The following is a 23,727-nucleotide window of genomic DNA, read 5'->3' on the forward strand; positions in this document are numbered from 1 at the left end:
GTGGGTAAGTCTGTCGCCGGGAAATCCGCTGCCGGTAGGTCGGGGACCGCGAAATCCGTGGCCGCTAAATCGGTAGTCGGTAAGTCGGCGGCCGTGACACCGGCAGGGCGCAATTCGGCGAGCGGCAATGCGGTCGCAGGTAAGTCGACCGCTGGGAAGTCCGCGAAGGCTTCGGCGGTGAAGACCGTGTCGGCCAAGGCCGCGTCTGTCAAAGCGGCGCCTTCCGCAACGGCGTCCGTCAAAGCCGCTACTGCCAGGGCGGCGACCACTAAAACGGCTACCGCCAAGGCCGCGACCACTAAAACGGCTGCTGCCAAGGCCGCGACCGTCAAGCCTCCGGTGTCCAAGGCTGCGACAGCTGGAACTGCGACGGCCAAGACCTCGACGGCCAAGACCTCAACAGCCAAGGCCGGGGCGGTCAGGGCGGCCGGCCGCGCTGTGGTGGGGAAGGCGGCTGAGACCAAGGCCGGGTCCGCCGCCAAGACCGGTGCGAAGGCTGCGGCTGCCAAGGCCGGCGGGCGGGCGGTCGCTCCGAAGCAGGCCGTCCGGGGGATGGGGTCCGTGGGCGGCACTGCCGCTACGGCCGGTGCTCCGAAGACCGGCCGGCGGGTGCCGGCGCCCGCGCGGGCCTCCGACGACGTACCGGCCGTGAAGCGACAAGCGTCCCCCCGGAACGGTAAGACGGCTGTGGTGCCGGCGGCGCGGTCGGGTCGGGCGACTGCCAAGAACGTGTCCGGCAAACCGCGCCGGGTCGCGGCTGCGATGAGCGGCGGTTCGAAGGGGCAGGTCACCGCCTCCACCGAAGACCTCGGGAAACTCGACGAGGTGGATCCGAGCCAGGTGTCGGACGTCCCGTACGAGGGTGGCTGGTTCCCGCCGCACACCGGCCCCGCTACGCCGAGCGCGGGATCCGACAAATGGGGCGCGGACCGTCCGGATCTCGAAGCGCTCGGGTCCGGGGGAGGGCGCAACGGCAACGGCAACGGCAACGGCTCGGGCGCGGGCAGCGGTCGCGGTTCCGGTTCAGGTGGCGGCCCCGATGCGGGCAGCGGCCCGGACGCCGGCGGGGACGCGACAGTCGGTAGCGGCCGTGACGACGACGGCGACCCGGTTCGCGACAGGGCCCTCGATTCCGACAGCGCCGCCGACTCCGACAGCGATCTGGATGCCGACAGCGATCTGGATGCCGTGAGCGGCCGGGATGCCGCCGGCGACTCGGATGCCGCCAGCGGTCCGGGTGCTGGTAGCGGACTGGATTCCGGTAACGAACTGGACGTGCGCGCCTCCCGGGACGCCGGCAGCTCGACGGAAACCGTCGGCGGGGAGTCCCCGGAGGAGGGCGCCGACGAAGACTCGGAGCAGACGTCGGCCGACGGCATGGCGCCGGTCACCGTGTCCGCCCAGGACGACGCGGTCGCCGCCGGAACTCGCGGTGCGGTCCCCGGAGATCACGCGGTCACTGACGGCAACGAGCCGCGGCGGGCCGGTGCTGCGCCGGGCGGTGCGGCGGCAGGGGTCCGGCCGGGCGGCGCTCGGCTGGCGAAAGCCGGGCCGGGGCGCACCAACGGGGCCAAGGTGGCTCGCGGCCGTGCTGACGCGGCAGTCACCGTCGGTGAAGCGGCGAAGAGGGCTGGGCGGGGTCGGGGCGGCGCAGCCCGTACCACTGCGTCCGAAACCGGCCCGGATGCTTCCGCCGCGCCGGTCGAAGCCGGCGGCAAAGGGTCGCGGGCCAGGACGAACGGCCGTGCCGCCGGGGGAGAAGCGTCGGGAACCGCCGCGTCGGCCGGCAAGGCCGCTGCGTCCGCAGGCAAGAGAGCCGCGTCGCCCGGTAAGAGCGCTGCGTCCGCAGGCACGGCAGCCGGGAAGGTTGGCGCCGCCAAGACGGCCGGCGCCGCCGCGGTGAAGGCGGCCGGTAGTGGGGTCGCCGCCACGAAAGCGATGGCCACGAAGGCGGCTGGTGGCGGGAGTGCGGCCACGAGGGCGACTGGTGGTGGGAGTGCGGCCACCAAGGCGGCGGGTGCCAGGGCGACTGGTGGCGGTACTGCGGCGGCGAAATCGGCGGGCCGGAAAGCGACCGGTGGGGCTGGCGCGAAGGTCGCTGGTGGGGGTACCGGGATGAAAGCCGCGAAAGCTTCTTCGGGTAGGGCTGCCGCGGGTGCGGGGAACGTCGTTGGGGCGACCGGGACCAAGGCTGGGAAGGCGACGGCCGTCAAGGCGACTGCTGGGAGTGCCAAGGCGGCTGGTGCGCGGGCGGGTAAGGCGACGGCTGCGACAGTTGCGGGCACCAAGGCGGCCGGGGCGAAGGCGGCGGGCACCAAGGCGACGGGGACCAAGGCGACGGTTGCCAAGGCGGCGGGGACCAAGGCGGCAGCGACCAAGGCGACCGGAGCTAAGGCGACAGCTGCGAAGGCGACGGCTGCGAAGACGACGGGAACCAGGGCTACTGGCATCAAGGCGACGGCTGCCAAGGTGAGTGGGGTCAGGGCGACGCCCAGCAAGGCGACTGGCGCCAAGGGGGCCGCGGCGAAGGCTGGCGCTGCGAAGGCTGGGGGCGTTCGCGCCGGTGGGGCTGCGGCGAAGGCGGCTGCTACGGGTAGCCGGGCTGGGGTGAAGGCGGCCGCCACCAAGGCGGTTCCGGTCAAGGCGGCCAAGGGGACTGCGGCTAAGGCCGGCGGTGCCAAGGTGGCCGGCGTCAAGGCGGCTGCGACCAAGTCGACCGGCGCCAAGGCTGCGGCTGCCAAGGTGACGGCGAGCAAGGGTGCCGCTGGTAGGGCTACGGCTGCTAAGGCTGTGGCGGGACAGTCTGCGGCCACACGGGCGACGGCGGCCAAGGGTGCGGCGGCGAAGGTGACAGCTGCCAAGGCTGCGGGCGTCAAAGTGGCCGGGGCGAAGGCAACCGGGGCAAAGCCCACCAAGGCGACGGCCACCAAGGCGACGGCCACCAAGGCGACGGCCACCAAGGCGACGGCCACCAAGGCGACGGGGGTCAAGGCGACAGCTGCCAAGGCGGTGGGTGTTAAGGCGACGGCGGGCAGGGCGACGGCTGCCAAGGCTGCGGTGGGTAGGAAAGCGCCGGCTACAGCGTCCGGTGGGGCTGCGAAGGCGACGCCGGGCAAGGTTGCTGCTACGAAGGCGGCTGGGACCAGGGCCGCGGCGAGCAAGGCCGCTGGGACCAAGGCGACGGTGGGCAAAGCAACCGTGAGCAAGGCGGCTGGGACCAAGGCTGCGCCGGGCAGGGCTGCTAGTGCCAAGGCGACCGGTGGCAAGGCTGCGTCGGCGGCGGTGACCGGAAGCAAGGCCACCGCGTCCAAGGCTGCCGCGTCCAAGGCCACCGCCTCGAAGGTCACCGCGTCCAAGGCTGCCGGGAGCAAGGCGGGCAATGCCAAAGCTCCTGCGCCCAAGGCCACCGCCAAGGCGGCCGGGCGGACTGCGGCCAACCGATCCGCTGCGGCTGGGGCGGGGAGTCCGGCGGGGAATGCGGCGAAAGGTACGCGGGTGGGGCGTACGTCTGGGGTCAATGCGGGTGGGTCTGCTCGCGCCTCGGGGAGCAAGGCGGTGCGCAAGCGGTAGTGCGCGGTGCGGGCCACGCCGGTCGGCGTGGCCCGCGCTGGTGTGCCGGGCCTGATAGGAATGTCGGGTGCCGATCAAGATGGTGATAGCGCCGCAGATCGACTTCTCGGCGTTGCGGCGGGAGCTGCGGCTGCCCGAGGAGTTCCCGGCCGAGGTGCTGGCGGAGGCCGAACGGGCGGCGCGGGACACCGCGCTGCCCGAAAAGGATCAGACGGACGTGCCGTTCGTGACGATCGACCCGGCCACGTCGCAGGACCTTGACCAGGCGATGCATCTGAGCCGGCGGGAGGGCGGCGGCTACCGGGTGCGTTATGCGATCGCCGACGTCGCGACCTTCGTCCGGGCGGGTGGTGCGATCGAGGCGGAGAGCCGGGTACGCGGGCAGACCGTCTACCTCCCCGACGGCCGCATCCCGCTGCACCCGCCGGTCCTCAGCGAAGACGCGGTGAGCCTGTTCCCGGATGTGGAGCGGGCCGCGGTGGTCTGGACCATCGACCTGGACGCCGACGGCGCTACGGTCGCTGTCGCGCTGGAGCGGGCGCGGGTGCGCAGCCGGGCGAAACTGGACTACGAGAGTGTGCAGCGCCAGCTCGACGCGGGGACCGCCCCGGAGTCGCTGGCGCTGCTGCCGGAGATCGGCACCCGGCTGGCGCGGCGGGCCGCCGAACGGGGCGCGGTGAACCTTCCGCTGCCGTCGCAGGAGGTCGAACGCGACGGCGACGGCTGGCGTCTGGTGCTGCGGGCGCCGCTGCCGGTCGAGGAGCACAACGCACAGATCTCGCTGCTCACCGGCATGGCGGCGGCGGCTCTCATGCTGGATGGCGGTGTCGGCCTGTTGCGTACCATGCCCGCCCCGAAGCCGGAGGCGGTCGCCAAGCTGCGTGCCGCCGCCGGGCCGCTGGGCATCGCCTGGCCGGAGGGCGCGTCGGTGGGCGCGGTGATCGCGGCGGTGGATCCGGCGACGGCGCGGGGTGCGGCGTTCCTGGACCAGGCGGCGGAATTGTTGCGCGGGGCCGGATATACGGCTTTCGACGCGAGTGCTCGGCCGGCCTCGGGCGCTCAGCTGGCCTCAAGCGCTCTGCCCGGCTCAGGCGCTCAGCCGGCTTCGGGTGCTCAGCTGGCCTCGCCGGGTCGCGCGGGGAAGGCGGAACGTGACGAGGCGGCCGGCGATGGAGCGGGACGCGGCACGGCGGCGGTGAGTGCGGAGATTCCGGCGGAGACCGGGCACGGCGGGGTGGGCGCGCCGTACGCGCATGTCACGGCGCCTCTGCGGCGGCTGGCCGACCGGTACGCCACGGAGATCTGCCTGGCCCTGCACGAGGGGCGGGCCGTCCCGGAGTGGGCGCGGGAGGCGCTGGAGTGGCTGCCGAAGACGATGTCCACGACCGACCGGATGGCGTCGGCCGCCGACCGGGGGGCGATCGACCTGGCCGAGGCGGTGCTGCTGGAGCATCGGGTGGGTGAGACGTTCGAGGCGGCGGTGCTGGACCGGGACGAGCCGTCCGGGAAGCGGCCGGCGGCGGGTTCGATCGCGATCGACGATCCGGCGGTCCGGGCCAAGTGCCTGGGGGACCTGCCGCTCGGGCAGCGGGTGCCGGTCCGCCTGATCACGGCGGACCCGGTCACCCGGACGGTCCGCTTCGAACGCGCCTGAGAAAGCGCGCCTGAGAAAGCGGGCCCGGGAACGGCGGGCCCGGGAACAGCGGGCCGGGAAAGCGGGCCGCGGAGGACCGGCCCGCAGCGGTGCGGGAAGCACCACCGCGGGCCGACCGGCGTCAGAAGGTGTGTTCGGCGCCCGGGAACTCGCCGCCCCGGACCTCGGCGGCGAACTGCCTGGTCGCCTCGGTGAGCGCGCCGGACAGGTCGGCGTAGCGCTTCACGAAGCGCGGCGCCTTGCCGGTGCGCAGGCCGGCCATGTCCTGCCAGACCAGGACCTGGGCGTCGGTCTCCGGGCCGGCGCCGATGCCGACCGTGGGGATCGCCAGTTCCTTGGTGATCTGCTTGGCGACGTCGCCGGGAACCATTTCCAGGACCACGGCGAAGGCACCCGCGTCGGCGACCGCGCGGGCGTCGGAGATGACTTCGGCGCCCTCGTTCTCGCGGCCCTGCACGCGGTAGCCGCCGATCGTGTGCTCCCGCTGCGGCGTGAAGCCGATGTGCGCCATGACCGGGATGCCGGCGCCGGTGATCGCCTCGATCTGCGGTGCCATCCGGCGGCCGCCTTCGAGTTTGACGGCGTGGCAGCCGCCCTCCTTCATGAACCGGACGGCGGTGCGCAGGGCCTGGGCCGGGCCCTCCTCGTAGCTGCCGAACGGCAGGTCGCCGACGATCAGCGCGGTCTTCGTGGCGCGCACGACGGCGCGGACCAGGGGGAGCAGTTCGTCGACGGTGACCGGGACCGTGGTCTCGTAGCCGTAGACGTTGTTGGCGGCCGAGTCACCGACGAGCAGGACCGGTACGCCGTTCTGGTCGAAGATCGACGCGGTGTACTGGTCGTAGGAGGTGAGCATCGGCCAGCGGTCGCCGCGGGCCTTCGCGTTGATCAGGTCGCGGGTGCGGACGCGGCGGGTCGGCGGGCCGCCGTACAGCGTGGGAATCTCCGACATGTCGTACGTCTCCTTCCCTCGAGGCCGCTCGGATGCGGTCCCCGGGTGCGTTCATCGTCGCACCCGGAAACCGGCGGCGGTCAGGGGCCAGTGGAGGTTTTCACAGCGGTCTAAGCCTGCGGGATGGAGCCTTCGCGGTACGCGTTCGTGATGGGCAGGCGCCGGTCCCGCCCGAACGCCTTGCCCGAGATCTTCGTCCCCGGCGCGGATTGCCGCCGCTTGTACTCGGCCATGTCGATCATTCGCAGCACCCGGTCCACCAGGGCGGGGTCGTTGCCGGCCTCGATCAGGTCGGCCCGGCCCAGGTCGTGGTCGACGTAGCCCTTGATGATCGGATCGAGCAGTTCGTAGTCCGGCAGCGAGTCCGAGTCCTTCTGGTCCGGGCGCAGTTCGGCGCTCGGCGGCTTGGAGATCGAGTTCTCCGGGATCGGCGCGTCGGCCTGGGTGTTCCGCCAGCGGGCCAGCTTCCACACCATGGTCTTCGGCACGTCCTTGAGCGGATTGAACCCGCCGACCGAGTCGCCGTAGAGCGTGGAGTAGCCGACCGCCAGCTCGCTCTTGTTGCCGGTGGTCAGAACGAGGTGGCCCTCCTGGTTCGAGAGGGCCATCAGGATCACGCCGCGGACCCGGGCCTGGAGGTTCTCCACGGTGACGCCGGAGAGCGACATGTTCGACAGGAACGCGTCGACCATCGCCTGGATCGGCTCGGTGCGGTAGTCGAGGCCGGTGCGCTTGGCCAGGTCGGCGGCGTCGTCCTTGGAGTGGCCGGAGGAGTAGCCGCTGGGCATGGAGACGCCGAAGACGCGGTCCGGGCCGAGGGCGTCGACGGCGATGGCGGCGACCACGGCGGAGTCGATGCCGCCGGAGAGGCCGAGGATCACCGAGCGGAAACGGTTCTTGCCGACGTAGTCGCGCAGGCCCAGCACCAGGGCGGCCCAGATCTCCGCCTCGTCGGTGATCCGCTCGGCGATGCCACCGTCGCGGGTGCCGGTGAGGGCGAGGTCCAGGGCGACCTCGTGCCGGGAGATCGGCATCTCGTCCGGGATCGACTCCTCGACCTGCGGCTTCGCCGCGTCGGTCGCACGTTCCCGGTTCGGCGCGGCGTCCGCGGCGGGCAGATCCAGGTCGTGTACGAGCAACTCCTCGCTGAACTGGCTCGCCCGGGTGAGCAGTTCCCCGTCCGGCGAAACGATCATCGAGTCGCCGTCGAAGACGAGTTCGTCCTGCCCGCCGACCGCGTTCACGTAGGCGACCGTCGCACCGGCCTCGGCCGCCCGCCGGCGCACGAGGGGCAGCCGGACGTCGTCCTTGTTCAGCTCGTACGGCGAGGCGTTGATGTTGACGACCAGGCCGGCGCCGGCCCGCCGGGCCGCGGTGAACGGCCCGCCCGCCTGCCAGATGTCCTCGCAGACGGTCAGCGCGACGTCGATCCCGCCGAGCCGCACCACCGTCAGCGACCGGCCGGGCTCGAAGTACCGGTCCTCGTCGAAGACCCCGTAGTTGGGCAGGTGGTGCTTGAAGTAGGTGGCGACCACCGCACCGCCGTGCAGCACCGCCGACGCGTCCCGCCGCCCGTTGCCGGCCGCGGCGTCGGAGCTGGTGTGTGCCGGCCCGTCGGCGTCCACATATCCGACGACGACTGCCACGTCGCCGAGCCCGTCGGCGGCCAGGTCCGCGGCGAGCTGATCGAGGGCCTGCCGGGAGGCGGCGACGAACGAGTTGCGGAAGACCAGGTCCTCGATGGGGTACCCGGTCAGCATCATCTCCGGGAACGCCACCAGGTGCGCGCCGGCGCCGGCCGCCTCGCGGGTCCAGCGGCGCACCGCCTCCGCGTTGCCGTGGAGGTCGCCGACGGTCGAGTTCACTTGAGCAAGGGCGATGCGCAGCGTGGGCATGGCCCTTATTGTTCCCCGGAGTGAGCCCTGCCGATCGTGACCCGGGACGACGTCACAAGGCGTGCTCAGCGTAGTCTCGGCGGAAGAATCGACAACGGCACGAGGGGTGGAAGTGGACCGACAGCAGGAGTTCGTGCTTCGCACGCTCGAGGAGCGCGACATCCGTTTTGTCCGGCTCTGGTTCACCGACGTGCTGGGCACCCTGAAGAGCGTCTCGGTCGCGCCGGCGGAGCTGGAGTCGGCGTTCGAGGAGGGCATCGGCATCGACGGCTCGGCGATCGAGGGCTTCGCCCGGGTCTACGAGTCGGACATGGTCGCCATGCCGGACCCGACAACCTTCCAGGTCTTCCCGTTCGAGGGCGGCGCCAGCGGCGAGAGCGCCCGGATGTTCTGCGACATCCTGATGCCGGACGGCAGCGCCGCCTGGGCCGACCCGCGCCACGTGCTGCGCCGGGCCCTGGCCAAGGCAGCCGAGAAGGGCTTCACCTTCTACACCCACCCCGAGGTCGAGTTCTTCCTGGTGCAGGACGGCGAGAACGACGGCTCGGTGCCGATCCCGGTGGACAGCGGCGGCTACTTCGACCACACCACGCACGCGGTGGCCCGTGACTTCCGCCGCCAGGCCGTGCTCGCGCTGGAGCGGATCGGCATCTCGGTGGAGTTCAGCCACCACGAGGTCGCGCCCGGCCAGCAGGAGATCGACCTGCGGTACGCGGACGCCCTCACCACCGCGGACAACATCATGACGTTCCGGCACGTGGTCAAGGAGGTGGCGCTCTCCCAGGGCGTGAAGGCCACCTTCATGCCGAAGCCGTACACCGACCAGCCCGGCAGCGGCATGCACACCCACCTGTCGCTGATGGAGGGCGAGCGCAACGCGTTCTTCGACAGCGAGGACCCGCACCGCCTCTCCAAGACGGCGCGCGCGTTCATCGCGGGTCTGCTGGTGCACGCCCGGGAGTACACGGCGATCACCAACCAGTGGGTCAACTCGTACAAGCGGCTCTTCCCGCTCCAGCTCCCGGACCGGATCACCGAGTCGCCGGCGTTCGTCAGCTGGGGCCACCTGAACCGGTCGGCGCTGGTCCGGGTGCCCGCGTTCGGCAAGCCGAGCTCGGCCCGGGTCGAGGTGCGGTCGATCGACTCCGCCGCCAACCCCTACCTGGCCTTCGCCGTCATGCTCGGCGCCGGCCTGAAGGGCATCGAGGAGGGGTACGAGTTGCCCCCCGGCGCCGAGGACGACGTCTGGTCGCTGTCGCCGGCCGAGCGCAAGGCCGCCGGTTACGAGGCGTTGCCGGAGAACCTCTCCGAGGCGATCGACGTGATGGCCGGCTCCGAGCTGGTCGCCGAGGTGCTCGGCGAGCACGTCTTCGACTTCTTCCTGCGCAACAAGCGGGCCGAGTGGGAGCAGTTCCGCCGCGAGGTCACGCCGTACGAGCGCCAGCGGTACCTGGGCGCCCTCTGACGCACCGGCTCGGGTGCCTCGTGGCCGGCCGGCCTGCGGGGCACCCGATGGACCGCCCGTTCCCCTGATCCGGTCCACCGGGTGCCGTTCTACCAGCCTCTACCGTCCGCGTCGTCGTGGTAGGGCGAATCCGTGCGGCCGGGCCGGCTCCCGCGGTGATCACCGCAGAACCGGTCGATCCGCTCCCGTGCGCCGGCCCGTTCGACCAGCTCGCGGAAGTGTTCGTCGTCGATCGTGCGCCGGTAGTGGTCGCGGCACAGTTCAGCCAGCCGCCGCGACGACCAGCTCCGGTCGGTGCGCCACGGCGGCTCATGCCCCGATGCCGATGCCGATGCCGAGGTCGCGGGTGCGCCGGCGCCGGACGAGCGGGTGCGCGCCGGGTTCGCCGGGGCGGCGATCGCCGGTCGCGGTGCCGTGCCCCGGGTGGCCGCTCCCGATGCGGACGGTGACGTCGGCACGGATGGGGAGACCGGCGCGGACGGGGGGACCGGCGCGGACGGCGACGCCGAGCCGGACGGCGCGGGGGACGGTGACCAGGACGGCGACGCGGACGGGTCGGCGACGGCCGCCGGGCCCGGCCGGCTCGCGGTGGAGGCGGCGATCGCCACGCCGCCCACGGTCGCCGTGGTGGCGAACGCGGCCGCCGCCACCTTGAGGGTCATCATCGTGAGCAGCGGGCTGCGCCGGGCCGGTCGCCGCCCGGCGGCCCGGAACGCGGCCACGGCCGCGGCCTCACCGGCCAGTTCGCGGTGCGTGGCGGGCGCCGACGCCGCGGCGAGGACCTCACCGAGCGGGTGCCCGCCGGTGTCGCCGCGCAGCAGTGCCGCAGCGGTGTTCCGGTCCATCGGGCCTCCCTTCGCGGTGCCGGTCATCTCCACTCCCTCAGCGCCGGCTCGGGCAGATGTGTCACCGAGGCTTGGCCCGCGGCCGGATCCGAGGCCCGGCCCGCGGCGTGATTCAGCGTCGGGCCCGCGGCCTGATTCACCGTCGGGCCCGCGGCTTGATTCAACGTCGGGCCTGCGGCTGGATCTGGAGGAGCCGGCTCCCCGGCCGGGTCCGGGGTGGGCGGACGGCCGGGGAGGCGCTGGGCGAGCAAACGGAGCCCGCGGTACGCGGCCGTCCGCACCGCCCCGGCGCGGCGGCCCAGGATCCGACCGGTGCTTCCGGCGTCCAAGCCGACGACCACGCGCAGCATCACCGCCTCGGCCATCTCCTGGGGCAGGGTGGCGATCAGGGCGATCGCCTCGTCGGTGGTGACGAGTTCGAGGGCCCGGTCGGCGGTGTCGTCGTCCGCGCGTACCTCGGTCAGGTGATCCAGCGGCGCCGCCGCCTGTGGTCGCCGCCGCTGGGCGCGGAGCAGGTCCATGGCGCGGTGCCGGGCGATCGTCGCGGTCCAGCCGCGGAAGCCGTCCCCGTCGCCCCGGAACGAGCGCAGGTCCCGGGCGATCTGCAGCCAGGCCTCGGAGGCGACGTCCTCGGCGTCCTCGCCGACGAGCACCCGCAGGTAGCGCAGCAGAGCCGGCTGTTGCAGGCGGTAGAGCTGCCGGAACGCGTCCTCGTCGCCGGACTGCGCGGCGCGCACCACGGCGTCGAGGTCCTCCGGTGCCAGCATGCGTCCTCCGCGCCTCTCGCCCACAGCGGGCTGTCCGGCCCTGCCGGCAAGGTAGCCCCTCGAGGTATCAGCGCCGCGGGGCGGAAAAATGTCACCGCGCCTGAAGACGTGGTAGATCGACTCCGCTACGGTCGGGTGCTGACATCGTGAGGACAAGGGAGAGGCTGTGCTGGAAGACCTGCTTGAGGGCGCCGGGCGGAGCATCGTTTTCGGGCTGGTCGGTATCGGCCTGATGGCGATCGGCTACCTGCTGATCGACGTGCTCACCCCGGGCAAACTACGTGACCTGATCTTCGTGGAGCGCAACCCGAACGCGTCGTTGCTGCTGGCCGCGAACCAGCTGGGCATCTCGGCGATCGTCTTCACCGCGATCTTCACGAGTTACGACTCGTTCGGCGAGGGCCTGGCGTCGACGGTGCTGTTCGGCCTCGTCGGCATCGGCATCATGGGCCTGGCCTTCCTGGTCCTGGACTGGATGACCCCGGGCAAGCTGGGCGAGGTCATCTGCACGCCGGAGCGCCACGGCGGCGCCCTGGTCAGTGCCGCCTCGCACTTCGGCGCCGCCCTGATCGTCTGCGCCTGCATCGCCTGACGACGGTTGCGGCAGGCGCTCCCGGCGCCTGCCGCCCCGATCAGCCCGGCCGCCGGCCGGCCGACAACTCGGCCGCCGGCTGCCCGGTCAGCTCAGCCGCCGGACGTCGATGACCAGTTTCCCGGCGGTGTAGCGGCTCTCCAGGTCCGCGTGCGCGGCGGCGACCGACGGCAGCGGGTAACGGCCGCCGATCCAGGCCCGCAGAACGCCCCGGCCGGCCAGGTGGAGCAGCCGGACCGCACTGGAACGGTAGAGCTCCTCGTCGTCCAGGACCCGGTGCAGCCAGAACCCGAGCACCCCGGTGGAGGACGTCATCAGGTCGTCCACCGTGACGGTGTCGCGGACGTCGTCGCCGGCCCGCCCGTACGCCACGATCCGCCCGAACGGCGCCAGCGACGCCCGCAGCTGTTCGAAGGTCCGCCCGCCGACACCGTCCAGCACCAGCGTGGGCGCTTCGCCGAGGGCCGCCCGCACGGCCGCCGCCAGGTCCGGGTGCCGGGAGTCGACGGCGGCGTGCGCGCCGAGTTCGAGGGTGGCCGCCCGTTTCGACGGCGTGGACGCGAGCGCCACCACCCGGGCGCCGGCCCAGCGCGCCAGCTGGACCGCGAGGTGACCGACACCGCCGGCGCCCGCGGTCACCACGACCACGTCGCCGTCGCCGACCCGGCCCAGCGTGTGCAGGCTGTGCCAGGCCGTCAGACCCTGTTCCAGGACGGCCAGGGCCTGCTCGTCGGTGACCTGGTCGGGCACCTCCACGGTGTGCCGGCGCAGCGGGGCGGCGACCTGCGCGTACCCGCCACCGGCGGTGAGCAGCGCGGCCACCCGGCGGCCGTCGGACCGGCGGTGGCCGACCACATCGGCGCCGAGGACGGCCGGCAGGGCGGGGCTGCCGTGTCCGCCCCGGCGCCGGCGCAGGTCGGCGTGGTTCACCCCGGCCAGGGTCACGTCGACGATCTCGGAGTCCGGGCCGGGCACCGGGTCGGCCATCTCGCCGAGGGCGAACACCTCCGGGCCGCCGAACCTCGTGAGCACTGCGGCGAGCATGTCCCATTCAACCAAGAACCGGGCATTCCGCCCGGGAACTCGCTCGGAGGTGGCGGCCGTTTGCGGATCGCCCCACCCGTGGAATTACCATGAGCCCGGTGAATGGCTCACCCCGGCCGCCCCGGTCCGCGGCCCTGGACGCGGTCCGCGTGCTCGCGATCCTCGCCGTCGTGGCAGGGCATCTGCCCTACCGGCCGGCGTGGCTCCCGCCCACCGTCTACGCGTGGCACGTCCCGATCTTCTTCCTGCTCACCGGGTACCTCTGGCGGTACGGCCGGCCGGTCAGCGACGAGATCAACAGGCGCTGGCTGAGCATCGGCCGGCCGTACGTCACGTGGCTGGTGCTGCTCGGCGTCCCGTTCCTGGTGATCGCCTGCCTGATCCTCGGCGAGTACGACCTGGGCGACCAGATCCGCCGGACGCTCACCCTGGTCGGGGCGAACCGGCTGTTCACCACGTTCTGGTTCCTCGCCGCCCTGTTCTTCGCCGCGGTGCTGGCCCGGTTGCTGGAGGCGGCCCCCCGCTCGGCCTCCTGGGCGGTCGGCGTCTTCGGGCTGCTGGCCGCGTACCTCACCGGGAAGTCGCTCTCCTCGCTGCCGCTCTGGATCGGCCTGGCCCTGCCGTCGCTCTTCTTCATCCTCGTCGGGCAGGAGTTCAAGAGGCTGCGCCCGCGGGTCCCGGCGCCGCTGGTCACCGGCCTGCTGGTGATCGCGGCCGGTGCCGCACTGGTGGCCACCGGGGTCGCCGAGACCGTCGACATGAAGTACGCCCGGCTCGGCACGCCGGTGCTCGGCGTGCTCGTCGCGGTGCTGATCGGCGCCGGTCTGGTGCTCGTCGCCGAGCAGCTGACGCCGGCGGTCCCGGCCGTGGTGCAGCGGTTCGTCATCGCGATCGCGCAGTCCGGCCTGGTCGTGGTCCTCATCCACCCGGCGATCATCTGGGCGCTGTCCACCTGGACCGACTGGCGGATGCCGCTGTACTACACCGTCCTGGTGCTCACCTCCTGGACGATCGCCTTCCTGCTGAGCCGCATCCCGGTGCTCGCCGGTTGGCTGGTCGGTGTGGACCGGCCCCGCGGCGGGACGGCCACGCCCGCACCGGCAGTTGATGCGGGCGCCGCACGGCCGACCGGTTAGCCTCGACGGCGTGGGGACTGCTGCGCTCGTCATCGAGAACGATCCGTCCGACGACCTCCGCCGGCTGGGCGACTGGCTGACCGAGGCCGGCCTCCCGCTGACCGTGCTGCGGCCGCACGCCGGTGACGACCTGCCGGAGACCCTCGACGGGTTCCTCGCGCTGATCGTGCTCGGTGGCGACCAGAACGCGTACCCCGACGAGGCCGGTGTGCCCGGCGCGCCCTGGTTCCCGGCTCTGGAGGGGTTGCTGCGCAAGGCGGTCCGGCACCGCGTGCCAACGCTCGGCATCTGCCTCGGCGGCCAGCTGCTCGCCGCCGCGCACGGTGGCCTGGTGCGGCGCGGCACCGCCGGTCCGGAGGTCGGCCCCGGGCTGGTCGGCAAGCGCGACGCGGCCGACACCGACCCGCTGTTCAAGTGGGTTCCGCTGCTGCCCGACGTGCAGCAGTGGCACCGCGACGAGATCGCCGAGCTGCCGGCGAACGCGGTGCTGCTGGCCGCCTCCAGCCGCTACCCGGTCCAGGCGTTCCGGATCGGCGACCGGGCCTGGGGCACGCAGTTCCACATCGAGTGCGACGCCGACATGATCGAGAGCTGGGCGCGCAGCGACGCCGACACCCTGGTGGAGCTCGGCTACGACCCGGAGTCGGTGGTGCTGGCCACCGCCGGGGCGCTCGCCGACGTGGAGGAGGTGTGGCAGCCGTTCGCGCAGCGCTTCGCCGCGCTGGCGCTGGGCACGCTGCCGGACGCCGACATCCCCGCCGCGGGCACCGGCCGGACCCTGCCTCTGCTGGGACAGTGATGACCAGGCCCAGCCGCCTCGCCCGGTACGGGTTCGCCGACAACGGCAGCCGGGCCACCGATCTGCTCGGCGCGGACGGGCTGCGGCTGTGGGACACCGGGACGCACGCCCCGGCCGGCCCGGCCGCCGCCGGCCTGCTCGACGCGCTCTCCAAGACCGCCGACCCCAACCTCGCCCTGCGCCAGCTGCACCGGCTGGCCGACTCGGCGGGGCGGGCCGCCGAACGCAGCGGCGGCGGCCGGGTCGCCGGTCCGGGTGGCGCGCTGGTGCACAACAAGGCCACTGCGGAGTTGCTCGGCGAACTGGACCGGGACCCGGGGCTGCGCCGCCGCCTGCTGGCCGTGCTCGGTGCGTCGTCCGCGCTCGGTGACCACCTGGTCGCCAACCCGGACGAGTGGCGCACCCTGGCGACGGGCCGGTCGGGGCTGCCGCCGGACGCGGAGGGTGGCCTTGCCCTCGATGACGCGACGGACGGGGAACCTCTCGGCGTGGCAGCGCTGCGTACGGCGTACCGCATCTCGTTGTTGCGCATCGCCGCCGCCGACCTGACCGACGCCCGTGGCCTGGAACCCACCATGGCCGCGCTCTCCCGGCTGGCCGACGAGACCCTGGCCGCGGCCTATGGCATCGCCGTGGCGGCGCTGCCGGCGGGGACGCCGGAGCCGCGCCTGGCCGTGGTGGCGATGGGCAAGTGCGGTGGCAACGAGCTGAACTACGTCTCCGACGTGGATGTGATCTTCGTGGCCGCCGGCGACGAGGACCTGGCCGCCGGCACCACCGTCGCGGCCCGGCTGATCGAGATCTGCGGCCTGGTGGCGTGGCCGGTGGACGCGGCGCTGCGCCCGGAGGGCAGCCGCGGCCCGCTGGTCCGCACCCTCGCCAGCCACCAGGCCTATTACCGCAGGTGGGCGCGGACCTGGGAGTTCCAGGCGCTGCTCAAGGCCCGTCCGGCCGCCGGTGACCTGGCCCTGGCGCAGGCCTGGCTGGCCGACCTCGCGCCGCTGGTCTGGCACGCGGCGGAGCGCCCGGAGGCGGTGGCCGACGTCCGCGACATGCGTCGCAAGATCATCGACAACGTGCCGGCCAAGGAGGTGGACCGCGAGATCAAGCGCGGCCCGGGTGGCCTGCGCGACATCGAGTTCGCGGTGCAGCTCCTCCAGCTGGTGCACGGGCGCATCGACGAGACGTTGCGTGCGCCGGGCACGCTCCCGGCGCTGCGCGCCCTGGTCACCGGCGGCTATGTCGGCCGCCAGGACGGCGAGATGCTGCTGCGCGGTTACCGCTTCCTGCGCGGCGTCGAGCACCGGCTGCAACTGCAGCAACTCAGGCGTACGCACACCGTGCCGGACGACCCGGCCGGCCTGCGCTGGCTCGCGGCCGCCCTGGGCTACACCGCGACGGCCGGCCGGGACGCGGTCGAGGCGTTCCGGTCCGACTGGGTGGGTCACGCCGCGAACGTCCGCCGGCTGCATGTGAAACTGCTCTACCAGCCGCTGCTCGAAGCGGTCGCCCGGGTGCCCGCCGAGGAGCTGCGGATGACCCCGGCATCGGCCGGCAAGCGCCTGGAGATCCTCGGCTTCGCCGACACGGCCGGTGCGCTGCGCCACCTGGAGGCGCTCACCGGCGGCGTGACCCGGACCGCGGCGATCCAGCGCACCCTGCTGCCGATGCTGCTGCAGGACTTCGCCGACGCGCCGGAGCCGGACCGTGGCCTGCTCAGCTACCGGCAGGTCTCGGACAAGCTGGGCAGCACACCGTGGTATCTGCGGCTGCTCCGCGACGGCGGCCCGGTGGCCCGGCGCCTGGCCCGGGTGCTGAGCCTCTCGCGGTACGCGACCGACCTGCTCACCCGCGACCCGGAGGCGTTGCGGCTGCTCGCCGACGACCACGAGCTGCTGCCCCGGCCGCGCCAGGCGCTGCTGGACGGGTTCGCCGCGGCCGGTGACCGGCACGCCGACGACCCGATCAAAGCCATCGGGGCGGTCCGCGCGCTGCGCCGCCGGGAGCTGTTCCGGATCGCCTGCGCCGACATCCTCAGCCAGAGCGGCGACCTCGCCCCGGAGCGCCCGCTGGACGTCGACGCGATCGGCGCGGCTCTCTCCGACGTCACCGACGCCACCCTCGGCGCGGCCCTGCGGATCGCCCGGCGGGTCAAGCCCGGCCCGGCGGGCATGCGGTTCGCGGTGATCGGGATGGGTCGCCTCGGCGGATACGAGATGAGCTATCCCTCCGACGCCGACGTCCTCTTCGTCCACGCCCCGCCGCCCGGTGGCAAGGAGAGCGATGTCAGCGCGGCCGCGCTCGCGATCGCCGAGGAGATGCGCCGGCTGTTGCAGGCGCCGGCCCCCGACCCGGCGCTCGGCATCGACGCGGACCTGCGCCCGGAGGGCCGGCAGGGGCCGCTGGTCCGGAGCCTGCCCGCCTACCGGCAGTACTACGCCCGCTGGTCGAAGGTGTGGGAGGCGCAGGCGCTGCTGCGGGCCCGGTTTGTCTGCGGCGACGCGTCACTGGGCGCCGAGTTCGAGCAGATGGCCGACGGGGTGCGCTACCCGGTCGGCGGGCTGGCCCGGGAACAGGTCGTCGAGATCCGCCGGATCAAGGCGCGGGTGGAGACCGAGCGGCTGCCGCGCGGCGCCGATCCGCACACGCACACCAAACTCGGCCGCGGCGGACTCGCCGACGTGGAGTGGGCGGTCCAGTTGCTCCAGCTGCGGCACGCGCACGCCCACCCGGAGCTGCGCAAGACCCGCACCAAGGAGGCGCTGGACGCAGAGTGCCGGGCCGGGCTGGTCGACGAGGCGGACGCGGCCGCGATGTCCGCCGGCTGGTCCCTGGCCGCGCAGGTGCGCAACGCGCTCACCCTGGTCCGCGGCCGCCCCACCGACCAGCTGCCCCGGCACGGGGTCGAGCTGGCGGGCGCGGTGCTCCTGCTGGACGGCGGCGACCCGGGGGAGTTCGTCGACCGGTACCTGCGGCTGACCCGGCACTCCCGGGCGGCCATGGAACGGGTCCTGGAAGCCTGATCAGCACGGCCGGCTGGTGCCCTCACCCCGCAGGATCCGGTATTCGCCGCCCGCCGCGGTGATCGTGTAGCTGACCCGCCACTCGGTGCAGGTCTCGGCCGGCCGTTCCGGCGGCCCGTCACCGGCCTCCTGCTCGCTGCGGAACGTGACGTCCGCGCCGAACCGGCCCGCGCCCCGCCCGGACAGCTCGCGCAGCACCACCCGGGAGTCCTCGGCGGTGGCCGTCCCGTCGGTGAACCGGGCCCACTGCTCCCGGTCGTCCGGGTTCAGCTCCCCGCCCGGGTGGAGCACCCCGGCGACCCGGGCGTAGTCCTTGTCGTTGATGCCGGTGAAGTACGTCTCGAACATCGCGGCGACGGCCGGCGCCCGGTCGTCGGTGACCCCGGGTCCGACACTGACCAGGCGGGTCGCGGCCGGTGCCGGGGTGTTCTCCAGCACCGGGATGCCGGCCGCCGGGGCGCTGGGCCGGGTGGTGTCCCGCCCGGGGATTGGCCGCTGCGCGTCACTGCCGGTGTCCATCAGGCGGGGCCCGCCGAGGACGGCGGCCGCGGCCAGCGCGCCGACCAGCACGGCGATCGGGACGGCCGGCAGGACGCGGCGCCGGCCCGGGTCCGCCTGGCCGGCGGGTTCGGCCGGCTCGGGGATCCACGTCGGCCCCGGCCGGTCCGCCGGCTGCGGGATCCAGGTGGCACCGGCCCGATGTTCCGCAGCCCGGGCCGGATCGGTGGCCGGGGCCGGTGGCGGCTCGGGTTCGTCCTGGTGGCGCCAGTGGCGGCCGGTGACTGCCGGCGCCGCGTTGCGCGGTGCGGGCGGCGGCCCGCCGCGGAAGCCCGGCGCGTTGCGCGGCACCGGCTCCCAGCGGGTCGGTTCGGTGGTGCGGGGCCGGTGGCCGCACATACCGCAGCCACCGGAGGTGTCGTCGTTCGGCTCGCCACACTGCGCGCAGATCCACATTTCCGGACGATTCCCGTCGTTTCTCGGATTTTACCGGAAATTCAGTGAATCGCGCGAGCGGAGGCGCCGAATCGTCCGCTCCGGTCAACGATCCGCGCCGATCGACCGACCCGGGTGACGGATTAGTGGCCGATTCTCCGCAGGTCAGAGCGTTTCGAAAAGTGTTTCAGCGATGGGCTGCCGCGATGACCCGGGTCAGAGCCTCATGAACGGTTCTCAGTTCTTGCAGTGGTATCCCGAGCCGTTCCACGACGGCCGGCGGAATGCGCTCGGCGTCGGATCGCAACGCCCGGCCGCGCTCGGTCAGGGTGATCGCCAGGCTGCGCTCGTCGGCGGGGTCGCGTTCGCGCCGCAGGTAACCGATCGACTCCAGGCGCTTCAGCAGCGGCGACAGCGTGCCCGGATCGAGCTGGAGCAACTCGCTGAGCCGGCGCACGCTCAGCGGGGCGTGCTGCCAGAGCGCGAGCATCACCAGGTACTGCGGGTGGGTCAGGCCCATCGGCTCCAGCAGCGGACGGTAGATCGCCACGACGCTGCGCGCGGCCACCGACAGGGCGAAGCAGACCTGTTGCTCGAGGGCGAGGGGGTCGGAGTCGGCCGGATCACTCACTTGCGTTTCTCCTCAGCTCGCCGGTTATCCTACCAATAGTTGGTGTACCAACCATTGGCGTGCAAACCTCGGAGGCGAGCGTCGTGTCGAAGATCTCTGACTGGTTCCACCGGACGTTCGACGACTGGTTCTTCCGCTCCATGATCGGCCCCGCGCAGACCAAGGGTGCCGTCCAGGGCTGTGACGAGTACGCCCGCGAGCAGTGGAAGCGCGACCTGGAGAACCGCAAGCGCTACACCCGGGAGCAGCGCGAACGCAAGCGCGCCCAACGCCAGTCAGCCTGAACCCGGCCGCCCCTCAGCGTGAGGTGAGGCTGCTGGTCAGCGTGTAGCGGCCGGCCGCCGGGACACGCACCCGGGTCCACACCCCGTCGGCGGCGGCCGAGGCGCCACCGGAGACGGTCAGCCATCGGTGGTACCGCACCCGGATCGGCACCTCGCCGGCCGACGGGGCGTCGAAGACCACCGCGACGGCGTCCAGCCGCACCACGCCCGGGGCGACCGGGCGGTGGCCGGTCACCGCGTACAGGCGCCAGTGCGCATCGGACCAGATCAGCGAGAGGTACGGCAGACCGCCCGTCACCAGCGCCGCCTCGGCCCGTCCCGGCCACGCCAGGTCGGCGTCCGGCACCGCCACGAACTGGACGGCCTGCTCGTCCAGCCAGGCCCGGTAGCTCGCCGCGGTCAGCTCCACCCCGGTGCCGGCCGCGCCGGGCACGGTCGTGAAGAAGAGCGGGTTGCGGTCGATGTCGGCCTGCCGCAGCCACCCCCGGGCCAGCGGGACCTCGCCCATCGAGGCGGCCTCCCAGTAGGACCGGGTCGGCGGGATCTCGACCCGGCCGGTGAGCGTCTCGGCCGCGAGCCGCGTCCGCAGTGGCGCGAAGTACGCCGGGTCGGCCGCCGGGTTCCCGATGTCCCGCACATCGTCGATCACCACCGGCGGCTGCCACCACACCAGGGCCGCGAGCAGCGCGACCCCGGCGATCCGCCACCCTCGGTGCGGGGCCGGCGGCCCGGCCTCCGTGCCCGACGACCGTGACGGGGAGCCCGCCGGGGCCCGCAGCCGGGCCGGTGGTTTCGCGTAGGCGGCCAGGACCGGCAGGCCGAACATCACCGCGAGCCGGGTCGCGTTCAGCCCGACCGGGGTGTGGATCAGCGCGGCCGCCAGCACGCCCGCCGACGACAGCAGCGCGCCGGCCCGGACCGCGCGGATCGGCACCAGCGCCGCCACGACCAGGCCGGTGACCACGGCGCGAACCGTGTCGGTGCGGCTGATGTTCATCCAGCCGCCGTCGCCGAACAGCAGCGCGCTCAGCGCCAGCGGCACGGCGGCCGGGACGGCGAGCAGCAGCCCGGCCCGCCACCGCCGGTCGATCAGCAGCGCCACCCCGGCCAGGCCGGTGAAGAGGCCGGCGACCGGGCTGGTCGCGGCGGCCAGGAAGGCGGCGAGCGCCGCGAGGCGGCGCAACCGGGGCACGGTGAGCAGGACCAGGGCGGCGACGGCCAGGCAGACACCGAGGCCGTACGTGACCCGCCCGCTCACCAGGTTCCCGGCGAAGGCGACAGTCCCGAAGGCCGCGCCCAGCCACGGCCGGGGCGCCGCGGTCCGCCGGAACAGCGTCGCGAGCAGCACCGCACCGGCGACAAGCGTGAGCACGCCGGTGACCCGGACGCCGAGCGCGGCCATCACCGGCTGCGAGACCAGGCTGTAGCCGAACTGCTCGACCCCGGCGTACCACCGCAGGTCGACGGGGGTGAGGCCGTGCGCGCCGGAGAAGTCGGCGCGGGCCACCTGGGCGGCCAGGTCGGAACCCGTCCGCGGGAGCAGCAGGTAGATGCCGCCGAGGATCGCCGCCACCAGCGCGGTGATCCACTCCAGCCGGTGCCGGGCCCACATCCCGCCGACCCTACCGCTTCACCAGTGGTTGCAGCCTGTCACGGTAGGGTCGTCGCCATGCCCCGTCCGACCCTCGTCCGATACACGGGGCTGGCAGGCAGTCTGCTGCTGGCGACGGCCGCGTGGCTGGGCGGTGCTGCCAGTCCGTGGGAACCCAACGTGACGCCGGGCACTGTTTTCGCCGGCGACAACGGAGTGCTGCTCCCGGTCAGCTGGCTGCTCGGGACCCTGCTGCTGATCAGCGCGTGGTGGGCCGGCCGGCGGGACGTCCCGTCGACGCGCTGGGCCTGCGTCACCGCGGCGCTGTGGGCGCTGCCGCTGCTGCCGTTCCTTCCGCTGGGCAGTTACGACGTCTACTCGTACGCGTGTCAGGGGTGGCAGCAGGCGGCGGGCCTGGACCCGTACTCCGGCGGTGTCGATCTTCTGGGGTGTCCCTGGGCCGAGGCCGTCTCGCCGACCTGGACCGACGCGCCCGCGCCCTACGGTCCGGTGTTCCTGGTGCTCGCGGCGCTTGCCGCGAAGCTCGGCGGCTCGCTGACCGGGACCGTCGCGCTGCTGCGCCTGATCGCCGTGCTCGGTGTCGTGGTGATCGGCTGGTGCCTGCCGGCGCTGGCCCGGCGCGCCGGTGTGCCGCCGCCGCGCGCGATCTGGCTGGTCCTGGCGTGCCCGCTGATCCCGATCCACCTGATCTCCGGCGCGCACAACGACGCCGTGATGGTCGCCCTGCTGGTCGCCGGCCTGGCCGTCGCGCAGGCCGCGGTCACCCGGCCGCGGATGATCGCGGCCGGCGTGCTGCTCGGACTTGCCGTCGGGGTGAAGGCGACAGCGGTCGTGGTGCTGCCGTTCGCGCTGCTGCTCCTGCCGGGGCGCCGGTGGCGTGCCGCGGTGATCCTCGGCGGCTCCGCGGCGGCGGCCCTCGCGGCGGTCTCGCTCGGTGCCGGTCTCGGCCTCGGCTGGGTGACCGGCCTGTCCGGCAGTGGCGTGTCGGTGCAGTGGACCTCGGTGCCGACCGCCGTCGGGCTCACCCTGGAACTGCTCGGCGTGCCCGGCGCCGTACCCGTCACCCGCGTGCTCGGGATGATCGCGCTGGCCGTGGTCCTGGTCGTGCTCTGGGTGCGCGCCCGGACGCGGGACGCCGTCCACCACGCCGGTCTGGCCCTGGCCGCGACCGTGCTGCTCGCCCCCGTGTTCCATCCGTGGTACGCCGTGTGGCCGCTGGCCGTGCTGGCCGCCACCGTCCGTCCGGAGACCCGATGGCTTGTCGCGCCGTGCGCGGTGGCGTCCGCGCTGTGCCTGCCGGACGGGTACAACCTGGCCCTCGTCACCAAGGCGCAGGGTGCCGTCGGCGTGACAGTGCTCGCCGGCTGTCTAGCGTGGAAAGTCCTGCATGAAGCGAAACAGCATCATCGTCGGCCTGGCGCTGCTCACGGTGGGGGCGATCGTCCTCACCGGGCTCCGTAACGGGTACTTCGACTCCAAGGTCTACCACGGCGCGATCCAGTACTGGTTCCGCGACGGCGGGATGGTCTACGACTTCCTGCGACCGGGCACGCCGTACGGGTTCACCTACCCGCCCTTCGCCGGACTGGTGATGGCGCCGATGGCGTACCTGCCGATCCTGCTCGTCGCGGTGGTCGCCACCCTCGCCACGATCGCCACCACGGCGCTGCTGGTGTGGTGGCTGGCGCGCGACTTCCTGGAACGCCGCGGCTGGGCCGACTGGCGGGGCATCACCGTCGCCGTCCTCCTGGGCCTGCTCTTCGAGCCGGTCCGCGAGACGATCACTTTCGGCCAGGTGAACACGCTGCTGCTCGCCCTGGTCACCGCGGACATGCTCTTCGGTGTGGCCCGGGGCCGCGCGTGGGCCGGCGTCGGCATCGGCCTGGCCGTGGCGATCAAGCTGACGCCCGGCGTCTTCTTGCTCTACCTGCTGGTCACCCGGCGGTGGCGGGCCCTCGCCACCGCGATCGGCTCGGCGGCCGGCGCGACCCTGCTGGCCGGGGCGCTCTTCCCCGACCAGTCCCGGGAGTTCTGGACGTCGGCGCTCTGGGACACCAACCGGGTCGGGTTGCTCCACTACCTGTCCAACCAGTCCGAGCGGGGACTGCTGGCCCGGCTGCCGCTCGACACCGTGGAATCCACGATCTGGGCCGTCGCCGTGCTGGCAACCCTAGCCGCGTGGGGCTGGCGGGTCTACCACGCACCCGACGACATCGTGGGTGGCCTGGCCTTGACCGGTGTGCTGGGTTGCCTGATCAGTCCGGTCACCTGGATCCACCACTGCGTCTGGCTGATCCCCGCGCTGATCCGCTGCCTCGACCTGGGCCGGCCCTACCTGGGCATCTCCGCCTACATCCTGATGACCTCGCACCTCACGTGGTGGTGGGAGAAACGGCCCCGGCCGCCGCTGGAACTGCTCGGCGGCAACATTTATGTCTGGTTCAGCCTGGCTTTGCTCTTCTGGACACCCCTGCGCACCCGCCGTTCGCCTGCCGTCCACGAGACGGACAAGATCATCGCGTAGT

Annotated in this window: 18 protein-coding genes; 10 read left to right on the plus strand and 8 right to left on the minus strand. The window is 73.2% G+C overall.

Translation table 11 applies throughout. The features are described 5' to 3' along the window. Positions 1-177 precede the first annotated feature (177 nt). On the plus strand, positions 178-3,570 hold the full coding sequence (locus LPA41_RS20820; RefSeq protein ID WP_229072348.1) for a hypothetical protein: 3,393 nt from the start codon (positions 178-180) through the stop codon (positions 3,568-3,570). A gap of 67 nt (positions 3,571-3,637) precedes the next feature. Continuing rightward, on the plus strand, positions 3,638-5,224 hold the full coding sequence (locus LPA41_RS20825) for a ribonuclease catalytic domain-containing protein (RefSeq protein WP_229072320.1): 1,587 nt from the start codon (positions 3,638-3,640) through the stop codon (positions 5,222-5,224). A 121-nt stretch (positions 5,225-5,345) separates the two neighbouring features. On the opposite strand, the gene panB is transcribed toward LPA41_RS20825, so the two are convergent. Both panB and LPA41_RS20835 read right to left on the minus strand, forming a co-directional pair. Next, positions 5,346-6,176 (minus strand): 3-methyl-2-oxobutanoate hydroxymethyltransferase, encoded by an 831-nt coding sequence (panB, locus tag LPA41_RS20830; protein WP_229072321.1) that lies wholly within the window; start codon positions 6,174-6,176, stop codon positions 5,346-5,348. 110 nt (positions 6,177-6,286) lie between these two features. Beyond that, positions 6,287-8,071, minus strand: a complete 1,785-nt coding sequence (locus tag LPA41_RS20835) for an NAD+ synthase (RefSeq protein WP_229072322.1) — start codon at positions 8,069-8,071, stop codon at positions 6,287-6,289. Positions 8,072-8,183: 112 nt separating this feature from the next. On the opposite strand from LPA41_RS20835, the gene glnA reads away from it, so the two are divergent. Then, complete coding sequence (glnA, locus tag LPA41_RS20840) at positions 8,184-9,536, plus strand: type I glutamate--ammonia ligase (protein WP_229072323.1); 1,353 nt, start codon at positions 8,184-8,186, stop codon at positions 9,534-9,536. 89 nt (positions 9,537-9,625) lie between these two features. Here the strand turns inward: glnA and LPA41_RS20845 are convergent, their stop codons facing one another. Together LPA41_RS20845 and LPA41_RS20850 are read right to left on the minus strand one after the other, a co-directional pair. Then, the gene (locus LPA41_RS20845) at positions 9,626-10,381 is read right to left on the minus strand and encodes a hypothetical protein (RefSeq protein WP_229072324.1); all 756 of its coding nucleotides are present in this window, start codon (positions 10,379-10,381) and stop codon (positions 9,626-9,628) included. 23 nt (positions 10,382-10,404) lie between these two features. Continuing rightward, positions 10,405-11,148, minus strand: coding sequence for an RNA polymerase sigma factor (locus LPA41_RS20850; protein WP_229072325.1), 744 nt, complete (start codon positions 11,146-11,148; stop codon positions 10,405-10,407). 166 nt (positions 11,149-11,314) lie between these two features. Between LPA41_RS20850 and LPA41_RS20855 the strand changes: the two genes are divergently transcribed. Then, positions 11,315-11,740, plus strand: coding sequence for a DUF350 domain-containing protein (locus LPA41_RS20855; protein ID WP_229072326.1), 426 nt, complete (start codon positions 11,315-11,317; stop codon positions 11,738-11,740). A gap of 87 nt (positions 11,741-11,827) precedes the next feature. Here LPA41_RS20855 and LPA41_RS20860 read toward each other — a convergent pair whose 3' ends face one another. Continuing rightward, positions 11,828-12,772 carry a zinc-binding dehydrogenase gene (locus tag LPA41_RS20860; protein WP_229072327.1) on the minus strand — a complete coding sequence of 315 codons (945 nt, stop codon included), beginning with the start codon at positions 12,770-12,772 and terminating at the stop codon, positions 11,828-11,830. A gap of 110 nt (positions 12,773-12,882) precedes the next feature. On the opposite strand from LPA41_RS20860, the gene LPA41_RS20865 reads away from it, so the two are divergent. From LPA41_RS20865 to LPA41_RS20875, 3 genes are read left to right on the plus strand one after another with little or no spacing between them, the layout of a single operon-like run. After that, complete coding sequence (locus LPA41_RS20865) at positions 12,883-13,920, plus strand: acyltransferase family protein (RefSeq protein ID WP_229072328.1); 1,038 nt, start codon at positions 12,883-12,885, stop codon at positions 13,918-13,920. Then, positions 13,892-14,719, plus strand: coding sequence for a type 1 glutamine amidotransferase (locus LPA41_RS20870; protein WP_229072329.1), 828 nt, complete (start codon positions 13,892-13,894; stop codon positions 14,717-14,719). The genes LPA41_RS20865 and LPA41_RS20870 overlap by 29 nt, the downstream gene beginning before the upstream one ends. Next, a complete protein-coding gene (locus LPA41_RS20875; RefSeq protein ID WP_229072330.1) occupies positions 14,719-17,742 on the plus strand; it encodes a bifunctional [glutamine synthetase] adenylyltransferase/[glutamine synthetase]-adenylyl-L-tyrosine phosphorylase in 3,024 nt (1,007 codons plus the stop codon). Before LPA41_RS20870 ends, LPA41_RS20875 begins: the two co-directional genes overlap by 1 nt. Here the strand turns inward: LPA41_RS20875 and LPA41_RS20880 are convergent, their stop codons facing one another. Both LPA41_RS20880 and LPA41_RS20885 read right to left on the minus strand, forming a co-directional pair. Beyond that, on the minus strand, positions 17,743-18,696 hold the full coding sequence (locus LPA41_RS20880; protein WP_229072331.1) for a hypothetical protein: 954 nt from the start codon (positions 18,694-18,696) through the stop codon (positions 17,743-17,745). A 166-nt stretch (positions 18,697-18,862) separates the two neighbouring features. Beyond that, positions 18,863-19,306, minus strand: coding sequence for a MarR family winged helix-turn-helix transcriptional regulator (locus LPA41_RS20885; protein WP_229072332.1), 444 nt, complete (start codon positions 19,304-19,306; stop codon positions 18,863-18,865). An 83-nt stretch (positions 19,307-19,389) separates the two neighbouring features. On the opposite strand from LPA41_RS20885, the gene LPA41_RS20890 reads away from it, so the two are divergent. Beyond that, positions 19,390-19,590, plus strand: coding sequence for a hypothetical protein (locus tag LPA41_RS20890; protein WP_229072333.1), 201 nt, complete (start codon positions 19,390-19,392; stop codon positions 19,588-19,590). Positions 19,591-19,603: 13 nt separating this feature from the next. On the opposite strand, the gene LPA41_RS20895 is transcribed toward LPA41_RS20890, so the two are convergent. Beyond that, positions 19,604-21,202, minus strand: coding sequence for a hypothetical protein (locus tag LPA41_RS20895; RefSeq protein ID WP_229072334.1), 1,599 nt, complete (start codon positions 21,200-21,202; stop codon positions 19,604-19,606). A 57-nt stretch (positions 21,203-21,259) separates the two neighbouring features. On the opposite strand from LPA41_RS20895, the gene mptB reads away from it, so the two are divergent. Together mptB and LPA41_RS20905 are read left to right on the plus strand one after the other, a co-directional pair. Continuing rightward, positions 21,260-22,663: a polyprenol phosphomannose-dependent alpha 1,6 mannosyltransferase MptB gene (gene mptB / locus LPA41_RS20900; protein WP_229072335.1), complete on the plus strand. Its 1,404-nt coding sequence runs from the start codon at positions 21,260-21,262 to the stop codon at positions 22,661-22,663. Next, entirely contained in the window at positions 22,590-23,726 is a 1,137-nt protein-coding gene (locus LPA41_RS20905; RefSeq protein WP_229072336.1) for a glycosyltransferase 87 family protein, read from the plus strand. The genes mptB and LPA41_RS20905 overlap by 74 nt, the downstream gene beginning before the upstream one ends. The last annotated feature ends 1 nt before the right edge of the window (position 23,727 follow it).

The organism is Actinoplanes sp. DH11 (genome assembly GCF_020873875.1).
Classification (GTDB): domain Bacteria; phylum Actinomycetota; class Actinomycetes; order Mycobacteriales; family Micromonosporaceae; genus Actinoplanes.

Bases quoted from the DNA above. Each gene is read 5' to 3' on its own strand.
- LPA41_RS20895 (WP_229072334.1), bottom strand. From the start codon at position 21,202: ATGTGGGCCCGGCACCGGCTGGAGTGGATCACCGCGCTGGTGGCGGCG.
- LPA41_RS20845 (WP_229072324.1), bottom strand. From the start codon at position 10,381: ATGGACCGGAACACCGCTGCGGCACTGCTGCGCGGCGACACCGGCGGG.
- LPA41_RS20875 (WP_229072330.1), top strand. From the start codon at position 14,719: ATGACCAGGCCCAGCCGCCTCGCCCGGTACGGGTTCGCCGACAACGGC.
- LPA41_RS20835 (WP_229072322.1), bottom strand. From the start codon at position 8,071: ATGCCCACGCTGCGCATCGCCCTTGCTCAAGTGAACTCGACCGTCGGC.
- LPA41_RS20880 (WP_229072331.1), bottom strand. From the start codon at position 18,696: ATGTGGATCTGCGCGCAGTGTGGCGAGCCGAACGACGACACCTCCGGT.
- panB (WP_229072321.1), bottom strand. From the start codon at position 6,176: ATGTCGGAGATTCCCACGCTGTACGGCGGCCCGCCGACCCGCCGCGTC.
- LPA41_RS20905 (WP_229072336.1), top strand. From the start codon at position 22,590: ATGAAGCGAAACAGCATCATCGTCGGCCTGGCGCTGCTCACGGTGGGG.
- LPA41_RS20870 (WP_229072329.1), top strand. From the start codon at position 13,892: ATGCGGGCGCCGCACGGCCGACCGGTTAGCCTCGACGGCGTGGGGACT.
- mptB (WP_229072335.1), top strand. From the start codon at position 21,260: ATGCCCCGTCCGACCCTCGTCCGATACACGGGGCTGGCAGGCAGTCTG.
- LPA41_RS20850 (WP_229072325.1), bottom strand. From the start codon at position 11,148: ATGCTGGCACCGGAGGACCTCGACGCCGTGGTGCGCGCCGCGCAGTCC.